This is a genomic window from Corallococcus sp. AB018 (assembly GCF_003986945.1).
Taxonomy (GTDB): domain Bacteria; phylum Myxococcota; class Myxococcia; order Myxococcales; family Myxococcaceae; genus Corallococcus; species Corallococcus exiguus.
Genome location: NZ_RAWR01000153.1, coordinates 18,770 through 27,118 on the forward strand (window position 1 = coordinate 18,770; position 8,349 = coordinate 27,118).

The 8,349-nt window shown below is 69.7% G+C and carries 10 protein-coding genes; 8 read left to right on the forward strand and 2 right to left on the reverse strand.

The window, feature by feature from the left end; genetic code table 11:
• The first annotated feature begins 57 nt into the window (after positions 1 to 57).
• The 6 genes from D7Y11_RS28295 to D7Y11_RS28320 all read left to right on the forward strand — a co-directional run bounded on the left by D7Y11_RS28295 (position 58) and on the right by D7Y11_RS28320 (position 6,048).
• On the forward strand, positions 58 to 477 hold the full coding sequence (locus D7Y11_RS28295; protein ID WP_126935259.1) for a hypothetical protein: 420 nt from the start codon (positions 58 to 60) through the stop codon (positions 475 to 477).
• A 91-nt stretch (positions 478 to 568) separates the two neighbouring features.
• The gene (locus D7Y11_RS28300) at positions 569 to 1,852 is read left to right on the forward strand and encodes a sensor histidine kinase (protein ID WP_120598293.1); all 1,284 of its coding nucleotides are present in this window, start codon (positions 569 to 571) and stop codon (positions 1,850 to 1,852) included.
• Between the two features lie 20 nt (positions 1,853 to 1,872).
• A complete protein-coding gene (locus D7Y11_RS28305) occupies positions 1,873 to 2,613 on the forward strand; it encodes a response regulator transcription factor (protein ID WP_121752685.1) in 741 nt (246 codons plus the stop codon).
• Positions 2,614 to 2,713: 100 nt separating this feature from the next.
• Positions 2,714 to 3,826 carry an S-(hydroxymethyl)glutathione dehydrogenase/class III alcohol dehydrogenase gene (locus tag D7Y11_RS28310; protein ID WP_014396689.1) on the forward strand — a complete coding sequence of 371 codons (1,113 nt, stop codon included), beginning with the start codon at positions 2,714 to 2,716 and terminating at the stop codon, positions 3,824 to 3,826.
• Positions 3,823 to 4,677, forward strand: a complete 855-nt coding sequence (gene fghA, locus D7Y11_RS28315) for an S-formylglutathione hydrolase (RefSeq protein WP_126935260.1) — start codon at positions 3,823 to 3,825, stop codon at positions 4,675 to 4,677. Before D7Y11_RS28310 ends, fghA begins: the two co-directional genes overlap by 4 nt.
• Positions 4,678 to 4,773: 96 nt before the next feature.
• Positions 4,774 to 6,048, forward strand: coding sequence for a DEAD/DEAH box helicase (locus D7Y11_RS28320; protein WP_126935261.1), 1,275 nt, complete (start codon positions 4,774 to 4,776; stop codon positions 6,046 to 6,048).
• On the opposite strand, the gene D7Y11_RS28325 is transcribed toward D7Y11_RS28320, so the two are convergent.
• Together D7Y11_RS28325 and D7Y11_RS28330 are read right to left on the reverse strand one after the other, a co-directional pair.
• The gene (locus D7Y11_RS28325) at positions 6,042 to 6,530 is read right to left on the reverse strand and encodes a peptidylprolyl isomerase (RefSeq protein ID WP_120581329.1); all 489 of its coding nucleotides are present in this window, start codon (positions 6,528 to 6,530) and stop codon (positions 6,042 to 6,044) included. The two genes, D7Y11_RS28320 and D7Y11_RS28325, sit on opposite strands and share 7 nt — an antisense overlap.
• 75 nt (positions 6,531 to 6,605) lie before the next feature.
• Positions 6,606 to 7,142, reverse strand: coding sequence for a DUF2378 family protein (locus tag D7Y11_RS28330; RefSeq protein ID WP_120581330.1), 537 nt, complete (start codon positions 7,140 to 7,142; stop codon positions 6,606 to 6,608).
• Between the two features lie 188 nt (positions 7,143 to 7,330).
• On the opposite strand from D7Y11_RS28330, the gene D7Y11_RS28335 reads away from it, so the two are divergent.
• Together D7Y11_RS28335 and D7Y11_RS28340 are read left to right on the forward strand one after the other, a co-directional pair.
• A complete protein-coding gene (locus D7Y11_RS28335) occupies positions 7,331 to 7,873 on the forward strand; it encodes an RNA polymerase sigma factor (RefSeq protein WP_014396684.1) in 543 nt (180 codons plus the stop codon).
• On the forward strand, positions 7,870 to 8,349 hold a 480-nt coding region (locus D7Y11_RS28340; RefSeq protein WP_126935262.1), incomplete at its 3' end, for a DUF1109 domain-containing protein. The genes D7Y11_RS28335 and D7Y11_RS28340, both read left to right, overlap by 4 nt.

Genomic DNA, 8,349 nt, shown 5'->3' on the forward strand with positions numbered 1-8,349 from the left:
CTCCCGAAGCCTTCCCTACCCGCCGCCGTCACAAGCGGCCCTCACCAGCCAGGACATATGAAAAACCTGACCGGCGCGCTCGTGTTTTCCACCCTGCTGTCCCTGGCTGTCGGCTGCCACAAGAACACCGGCGAGAGCCCGGACGCGGCCACGCAGACCGGCACCGTCAAGGAGGAGCTCCAGTCGGGCCGCGAGGCCGCTCCCCCGGAGGCCCCCGCCGAGGCTGGCACGAAGGACGCGAGCGCCGTGACCTACGACTCGGGCGCCAGCGACCGCCTGGCCCTGGAGGCCTGCGTGGACGGCTGGCTCAAGACCCACAACCTGGACAAGTACGGCAGCCAGAAGGGCACCATGTACGCGGGCGGCACGCCCCTGTTCGACGAGCGCACGGGGCAGACCACCGACCGCCTGGACTTCGTCCTCTCCCGCCAGCCCGAGGCCAAGAAGGCGTGCGTGGACGAAGGCGCCCCCAAGTAGCGCGTTGCCCCTTCCGCACCCGCCAGGATGCTCACCTGGCGGCTTGCCGGGAATTCCGCTCCCCGGGAAGGTCCCGTAAGCTGCCGCTCGAATGGACAGCGACCTCCGACCCGGCGACGAGCACCCGGCCCATGACCTGAAGGCCCGCGTCCGCGCCGTGCTGGAGCGCCGCAACCTCACGGACAACGTGTCCGCGGAGCAGGCGGCGGCTTCCTGGGAGCAGGACCGCTTCGTCGCCCGGGCCCGCGCGCTGTTCTACGCGCGGATGATGTTCCTCACGTTGGGCCTGCTCATCCTCGCGGTGCCCGCGTGGAGCGGCTACTTCGGCTTCAACGGGCCCATCTCCTTCCTGGGCTACTTCGCGATGCTGCTCTACAGCGTCGCGAACCTGCTCGTCATCGACCACCCGAAGGCAGGCCGGTGGGTGACGTACCTGTCGCTGTGCTGCGACCTGCTGATCACCGTGGTGCTCATCGCCCGGCCGCAGGTGGGCGGCGGTCTTCAAAGCCCGCTGCTGGCGACGCAGCTGCTCTTCACCACGCTCTTCGCCATCCTCTTCCCCAAGCCGCTGGCCATCCTGCCGCCGCTGCTGGCGCTGCCCATCACCACGCGCCTGGACCTGCTGCTCAACCGCTCCGTGACGGCGGTGGAGCTGCTCACGCTGCTCTGGTACCTGGGGCTCAACTTCATCATCGTCTACGTGCTCGTGTACCTGAACGAGCGCGAGGCCACCGCGCACCGCGAGGTGGTGTCCCTGCAGGGCGACCTGAAGGAGCTGGCGGTGGTGGAGGAGCGCAACCGGCTGGCGCGCGAAATCCATGACGGCCTGGGCGCGTCCCTGTCCTCGATGATCATCCAGGCGGAGTACATCCTGAACCTCGCGCGCGAGGACGGGCTGCGCACGGAGATCCGCGAGATGAAGGCCACCGCGGAGGAGTCGATTGAGGAGCTGCGCCGCAACCTGCGGATGATGCGCGACGACTTCGAGCTGGCGCAGGGCCTGGAGGACTACATCAAGACCTTCCGCGACCGCACCGGGCAGGACATCCGCTTCGAGCGCACGGGCCTGACGCGCAAGCTGCCCCCGGACGCGCAGCTGGCGCTGTTCCGCATCCTCCAGGAATGTCTGTCCAACGCCGCGAAGCACGCCGAGGCGAAGGAGGTCCAGGTGCGCCTGGACTTCAGCGCGGAGGGCGTGCACCTGGTGGTCCGCGACAACGGCAAGGGCTTCGACCCGGGCCGCACGCCGCGCGGACACTACGGCCTGCTCAACATGCGTGAGCGGGCCATGAAGCTCGGGGGTTCCATCGTGGTGGACTCGGCGCCCGGCGCCGGAGCCCAGGTGGCCTTCTCCCTTCCCTGCCTTTCCGCCTGACACGCACCGGAGCCCGCCCCGTGGACCCGACCCCGAATGCCCCCGCCCTCCCCATCCGCGTGTTCGTCGTGGAGGACCAGACCAAGATCTTGAAGAACCAGCTGCGCCTCTTCGAAGGCCACCCGGACATCGACATCGTGGGCACCGCGTTGTCCGGTGAGGCCGCGCTGGTGGAGGTGGAGCGCGAGCAGCCGGACGTGCTGCTGCTGGACCTGGGGCTGCCGCGCATGAGCGGCATCGACGTCACTCGCGAGGTGAAGGCGCGCTTCCCGAAGGTGGAGATCCTGATCTTCACCATCTTCGACGAGGAGGACAAAGTCCTCGAAGCCGTGAAGGCAGGCGCGTCCGGCTACCTGCTCAAGGGCGCCACGGTGGACAAGATCGTGGAGGCCATCAAGGAGGTGCGCGCGGGCGGCACGGTCATCCAGCCGAACCTCGCGCGGCGCCTGCTGCGCCACTTCCGCGTGGAGCCGGACACCGCGCCCGTGCCCACGGAGCCCCTGGCCGTGGCGCCGTCCGCCTCGGAGCCCGCGGCTCCGGCATCCGCGCAGGAGCCGTTGCTCAAGCCGCTGTCGGACCGCGAGCGGGAGATCCTCCAGCTCATCGCCAAGGGCGTGTCCAACAGCGAGGCGGCCCGGCTGCTGTCGCTCTCCAAGGCGACCATCCGCACGCACCTGGAGCACATCTACCGGAAACTCGAAGTGACGAACCGGGTGGAGGCCGTCACCGAAGGCATCCGCAAGGGCCTGATCTCCGTCTAGAAGCGGGCCCTGATGGGCCGGGCCGCTTCTTTTCACGGACGACGCGGTGCGTGGCCTCTATGGTGGGGAGTCTTCGTTCCCCACTCACAGGAGCCCCACCATGGACGTCCGCGCCGCCGTCGCCTTCGAGGCCGGCAAGCCCCTGAGCATCGAAACCGTGCACCTGGAGGGCCCCAAGGCGGGCGAGGTGCTGATCGAGCTGAAGGCCACCGGCCTGTGCCACACCGACGAGTTCACCCGCTCTGGCGCGGACCCGGAGGGTCTGTTCCCCGCCATCTTCGGCCACGAGGGCGCGGGCATCGTCGTGGACGTGGGTCCGGGCGTCACCAGCGTGAAGAAGGGCGACCACGTCATCCCGCTCTACACGCCGGAGTGCCGCGGCTGTAAGTCGTGCCTGTCCCAGAAGACGAACCTGTGCACGGCCATCCGCGCCACGCAGGGCAAGGGCCTGATGCCGGATGGCACCAGCCGCTTCCGCCTGGGCAAGCAGGCCATCCACCACTACATGGGCTGCTCCACGTTCGCGAACTTCACGGTGCTGCCGGAGATTGCCGTGGCGAAGATCCGCGAGGACGCCCCCTTCGACAAGGTCTGCTACATCGGCTGCGGCGTCACCACCGGCGTGGGCGCCGTCGTCTACACCGCGAAGGTGGAGGCCGGCGCGAAGGTCGTCGTCTTCGGCCTGGGTGGCATCGGCCTGAACGTCGTGCAGGCCGCGCGCATGGTGGGCGCGGACATGATCGTCGGCGTGGACCTGAACCCCGCTCGCAAGGAGATCGCGGAGAAGTTCGGGATGACGCACTTCGTGAACCCGAAGGAAGTGGAAGGCGACCTCGTCCCGTACCTGGTGAACCTCACCGGCGGCGGCGCGGACTACAGCTTCGAGTGCATCGGCAACGTGAAGACGATGCGCCAGGCCCTGGAGTGCTGCCACCGCGGCTGGGGCGAGAGCATCATCATCGGCGTGGCGGGCGCGGGGCAGGAGATCAGCACCCGTCCGTTCCAGCTCGTCACCGGCCGCGTGTGGAAGGGCAGCGCGTTCGGCGGCGCCCGCGGCCGCACGGACGTGCCGAAGATCGTCGACTGGTACATGGACGGGAAGATCCAGGTCGACCCGCTGATCACGCACACGCTGAAGCTGGAGGAGATCAACCACGGCTTCGACCTGATGCACGAGGGCAAGTCCATCCGCAGCGTGGTGAAGTACGGATGAGCGCCGTGGCGCCCACGCTCGTCAGCGAGCACGCGTGCTTCGGGGGGACGCAGTCCTTCTGGAAGCACCCGTCCGAGGCCTGCGGCGGTGAGATGCGCTTCAGCGTCTTCACCCCGCCCCAGGCGAAGCACGGCAAGGTGCCCGTGCTGTACTACCTGGCGGGCCTCACGTGCACGGAGGAGACCTTCGTCACCAAGGGCGGTGCGCAGCGCGTGGCGGCGGAGCTGGGGCTGATGCTCGTGGCGCCGGACACCAGTCCTCGCGGCGCGGGCATCCCGGGCGAGGACGCGGACTGGGACTTCGGCACCGGCGCGGGCTTCTACCTGGACGCCACCCAGGAGCCGTGGAAGGCGCGCTACCGCATGGGCACGTACATCACCCAGGAGCTGCCCGGCATCATCGGCGCGCACTTCCCCGCGCGCATGGACCGCGAGGGCATCTTCGGGCACTCCATGGGCGGGCACGGCGCGCTGGTGACGGCGCTCCGGAACCCGGGCCGGTACAAGTCCGTGTCCGCGTTCGCTCCCATTGGCGCTCCCATCCGCAGCCCCTGGGGCAAGAAGGCCTTTGGCGGCTACCTGGGGCCGGATGAGCAGACGTGGCGCGAGTACGACGCCACGGAGCTGCTGAAGGCCGGCCGGCGCGTACCGGCGCTGCTCGTGGACCAGGGGACGAAGGACAAGTTCCTGCCGGACCAGCTGCACCCGCACTTCCTCAAGGAAGCCTGCGAGGCGGCGGGCCAGCCCCTCACCCTGCGCATGCAGGAGGGGTACGACCACGGCTACTACTTCGTCTCCACGTTCATGGAAGACCACCTGCGCCACCACGGCGCGGCGCTGAACGCGGGCTGAAAACAGCCCCTGGCGCGCCCTGGGCTTACATGGCCCGGGGCGCCCTCCCCCTCAATCCCCCTTCCCTCTCCGGCCCGGACGTGGGAGGCGTGGGGCATGACTGCTTCCTTCAAGTCCCTGGGCCTGTCCCCCGAAACGCTGGGCGCCGTGAAGCGTGCCCGCTTCGGTACTCCCACGCCCATCCAGGCGCAGGCCATCCCGCCCGCGCTGTCCGGCCGTGACGTCATCGGCTGCGCGGCCACCGGCACCGGCAAGACGGCCGCCTACCTGCTCCCCATGATTGAGCGCTTCGCGGGCGAGAAGGGCACCCGGGGCCTCATCCTCACCCCCACGCGCGAGCTGGCGCAGCAGGTGGAGGAGCAGGCCCGCTTCTTCGGCGAGCCCCTGGGCGTCATGCCCGTCCTCATCGTCGGCGGCGAGGACATGAACGCGCAGGTGGATGCGCTGAATTCACGTCCCACCCTCATCGTGGCCACGCCGGGCCGGCTCGTGGACCTGCTGGGCGTGAAGGCCGTGAACCTGTCGCGCATCCAGACGCTGGTGCTGGATGAAGCGGACCGGATGCTCGACATGGGCTTCCTGCCGCAGATCAACCAGATCCTCCACGCGCTGCCCCGCCAGCGCCAGACGATGCTGTTCTCCGCCACCCTGGGCGCGGACGTGACGCGCTTCGGACAGCGCGCCCTGCACAAGCCCGTGCGCGTGGAGGTGACGCCCAGCGGGACGCCCGCGCCTCGCGCCGAGCAGCACCTCTACATCGTGAAGCCCGAGGAGAAGTGGCCCCTGCTCCTCACCCTGCTCTCACAGGATCAGGCCAGCGCGCTCGTGTTCGTGCGCACCCAGCAGCGCGCGGACAAGATGAAGGAGCTGCTCGCCGCCGCGGGCCACAAGTCCGCCGCCCTGCACGCGGGCCGCACGCAGGCGCAGCGGCGTCAGGCGTTGGAGGGCTTCCGCCGCGGGCAGTACCGCTGCCTCGTGGCCACCGACCTGGCGGCGCGCGGACTGGACGTGGATGACATTGGCCACGTCATCAGCATGGACGTGCCTCACGGGCCGGAGGACTACGTGCACCGCATTGGCCGCACCGCTCGCGCGGCGGCCAGTGGACGGGCTTCGTTGTTCGCGCTGGAGGTGGAGCGGCGCACGCTCCAGGACATCGAGCGCATCATCCGCCAGGAGCTTCCGCGCACGGAGGTGCCGCGCAGGGACCCCCTCTTCAAGAGGGAGATGGAGGCGTTCGCGGCGAAGCAGCGCGACCCGGGACCGCCCCAGACCGACCATGGACGCTCCAAGCGGCCCGAAGGCGCGGCGCCCGGGCGGCATGCCCGGACGCACGGCAAGGGCCGGCCGAAGGGTCCCGCCGGTCAGTGATCGTGGTCGTCGTCGGGGCCGTGCGCGTGGCCGTGCTCGAGTTCCTCGGGCGTGGCGGCGCGCACTTCCTTGATGGAGACCTCGAAGTGCAGTTCCTTGCCGGCGAACGGGTGGTTGAAGTCCACCAGCACCGTGTCCTTGCGCACTTCCTTCACCAGGAAGTCGACCTCGTCGCCCTCCGGATCCGTGGCGCTCAGGATGCCGCCGGCCTTGATCTCCAGGTCCTCGGGGAACTCGGTCCGGGGGACCTCCTCGACGCCTTCCGGATCGTAGTCGCCGTAGCCGTCCGCCGCGGAGACGACCGTCTTCAGCGACTCGCCCGCGGACTTGCCCTCCAGCGCCTTCTCCAGGCCGGGGACGATCTCCTCGTAGCCGTGCAGGTAGACGAGCGGCTCGCCCGCCTCGCTCTCGTCCACGGTCTTCCCGTCGCCGAGGTGCAGCTTGTAGTCAATGGCGACAACACTGTCCTTGCCGATTTTCATGGGGCCCTCATAGCGCATTCAGTCATGTCGCGGTGGAAGGATGATGATCACCGTTACGGCGTGCACAGGGACGTCCTACCAGCGCATGTGCAGCTCGAAGCGGCCGTGTCCGTCGTCGGACTCGAGCACCGCGTTGGCATTGGCGGCCCCGGCCTGACGCAGCGCCTCCTCGCAACACCCCGCCGCGGCCTCCGCCGGGAAGGGATAGCCCTGGAAGGTCACCCGCCAGTCCTTGGGGCCCAGCTCCGTGGAGGTGATCTCCACCGGCTCCATCACGGAGCGGAAGCTCAGCGCCACCCGCTTCATCGCGCGGTCCGGGCCCGCGACCTTCAGGGCCACGTTCACGACCTTGCCCACCAGCGTCTCGAAGTAGCCGCGCACCAGGTCCCGGCCCATCTGCCGCAGGGCCTCCTCGCGAGGCCGGCCCGCGTACGCGGCCTGCAGCACCAGGTTCTGGCAGCGCTGGAACACCGACGCCGGATAGCTGGCCCTGGGCCGGTCCGGGTCATAGCCAGCCGCCGCCATCCGCTCGCGCAACGCGTTGTCCAACCGCACGCAGCGCAGCAGCGATTCGAACAGCGTGGACTGGATGACGACCTCGGCCGGGGACATGGACGCTCGAATTGGGGAAACGCGTTGAAACCTGTAAGGCGCGCGACACTACCCTTTCGGGTCCTGGAAGCGAGCCCTCCGGCGATGTCACGTCCAGCGCTTGTCGTTTCAAGGCCTTGGAGCCTCCAAGGAGGCAATCGACCGCCCTTGGAAACGATTTCCGAGCAGGGCCGTCCGTGAGCCAGACGATGGAAGGCGTTACGGACGAAGTGCTCATGGACCAGTTTCGCCAGGGAGACGAGCCGGCGTTCGAGGCGCTGTTCGCCCGGCATGCCGGGCGTGTGCACGGCTTCCTCGCCCGCATGGTGAGGGACGGGCCGCTGGCGGAGGACCTCATGCAGACGACCTTCCTTTCCGTCATCCGCGCCCGGGGCCGCTACGAGCGCGGCACCCGCTTCACCCCCTGGCTGCTCACCATCGCGGCGAACGCGGCCCGGGACGCGCTGCGGCATCAGCAGCACGTGGACGCGCACGCGCACGCGCCGCAGGACGGACCCACGTCGGTGCCCGCGCCGGACGGGGACCCGGCCATGCGCCGGCGCATCGAGGACGCGCTCCAGCAATTGCCCGTGGAGCAGCGTGAGGCGGTGGTGCTGAGCAAGATGGAGGGCTGGTCCTTCGAGGAGATCGCCGAGATGCGCGGCATCCGCGCGGGCGCGGCCCGGCTCCGGGCACACCGGGGCTACGAGAAGCTGCGTGAGTTGCTGGGCGGACTGGAGGACGTGTCATGAGCCCTCCGACCGACCCATGGCGGTCCACCCCGCCCCGCCTGGACCCGAAGGCGATGGAGCGCGCGCTGGCGGCATCGCGCGCGGAGCTGGCCCTGAAGCGGCCCGTGCGGGGGTGGCGTTCGCAGGCGTTGGGCGTGTTCGCGGCGTCCGCGGGCATGGCGCTCGCGGTGATGGGCGTGTTCCTGGCGCTGGGGCGCACCACGGGCTCGATGCTGATGGGCCGCGCGCCCCTGCTGGCGATGCTGCTGTCCACGAGCGCGGTGTGCTCCTGGGGAGCGCTGTCCCCGCGAGGGCGCAGGCTGCGCTGGGTGGGCGTGGGCATGGCGCTGGTGAGCTCCGCGCTGCTGGTGCTGACGCGGGCCACCCCGCGGGGCCCTTCCAGCCTCCCCGAGTGGGTGTGCACGGTGAGCCACGTGGCGCTGGCGTTGGTGCCCCTGGTGGTGGCGCTGGTCGCGTTGCGGTCGGCGGTGTTCGAC

Coding starts and splice junctions, on each gene's coding strand:
- D7Y11_RS28295 (WP_126935259.1), top strand. CDS start 58: ATGAAAAACCTGACCGGCGCGCTCGTGTTTTCCACCCTGCTGTCCCTG.
- D7Y11_RS28300 (WP_120598293.1), top strand. CDS start 569: ATGGACAGCGACCTCCGACCCGGCGACGAGCACCCGGCCCATGACCTG.
- D7Y11_RS28310 (WP_014396689.1), top strand. CDS start 2,714: ATGGACGTCCGCGCCGCCGTCGCCTTCGAGGCCGGCAAGCCCCTGAGC.
- fghA (WP_126935260.1), top strand. CDS start 3,823: ATGAGCGCCGTGGCGCCCACGCTCGTCAGCGAGCACGCGTGCTTCGGG.
- D7Y11_RS28320 (WP_126935261.1), top strand. CDS start 4,774: ATGACTGCTTCCTTCAAGTCCCTGGGCCTGTCCCCCGAAACGCTGGGC.
- D7Y11_RS28325 (WP_120581329.1), bottom strand. CDS start 6,530: ATGAAAATCGGCAAGGACAGTGTTGTCGCCATTGACTACAAGCTGCAC.
- D7Y11_RS28330 (WP_120581330.1), bottom strand. CDS start 7,142: ATGTCCCCGGCCGAGGTCGTCATCCAGTCCACGCTGTTCGAATCGCTG.
- D7Y11_RS28335 (WP_014396684.1), top strand. CDS start 7,331: ATGGAAGGCGTTACGGACGAAGTGCTCATGGACCAGTTTCGCCAGGGA.